General features: G+C 67.4%; 1 protein-coding gene. It reads left to right on the top strand.

Annotated elements, in window-relative coordinates:
• A partial coding sequence (locus AU195_RS23460) for an HNH endonuclease signature motif containing protein (protein ID WP_157531231.1) occupies positions 1 to 696 on the top strand: 696 nt, incomplete at both ends.

The following is a 696-nucleotide window of genomic DNA, read 5'->3' as shown; positions in this document are numbered from 1 at the left end:
GACCTCACGCTGTTCCTGCTCGACCAGGACGGTCCCGAGCCCGATGACACCGAACGCGCCCGCAAGCGTGGCGTGTCGAGGTCCAAACAACGTGACGACGGAATGGTCGACCTGTCCGGCCATCTGACTCCGGAAGCGTGGGCGGTGTGGGAGGTGCTCTTCGCCAAATACGCCGCACCCGGGATGTGTAATCCCGACGATCCCGAACCCTGCACCTCAGGCACCCCCACCCAAGCCCAGATCGACCAGGACCACCGCACCCTGGCCCAGCGCCAACACGACGCGATGGTCGCGATCGGGCGCATCGCGTTGATGAGCGGCGAACTCGGTCACTTGAACGGGCTGCCGGTCTCGATCATCATCCGCACCACGCTGCAAGACCTGGAATCGCGGGCCGGGGTCGGCACCACCGGCGGCGGCACCGTGATCCCGATCAAGGAGGTGATCCGGATGGCCGGCCACGCCAACCACTACCTGGCGGTGTTCGACAAGGCGACCGGATCGGCCCTCGATCTGTTCCGCGCCAAACGCACCGCCTCCCCGGCCCAGCGCATCATGCTCATCGCCCGCGACGGCGGATGCACCAAACCGTGCTGCACCGTCGGCGCCTACGGCTCCCAAGTGCATCACGTGGTCGCCGACTGGACCGACGGCGGCAACACCAACGTCGATGAACTCGGGCTCGCGTGCGGGCCG

Source organism: Mycobacterium sp. IS-1496 (genome assembly GCF_001499995.1).
GTDB lineage: Bacteria > Actinomycetota > Actinomycetes > Mycobacteriales > Mycobacteriaceae > Mycobacterium.
Note: the sequence above shows the minus strand (reverse complement) of the source record. Positions and strands in the feature narration are given on the sequence as shown.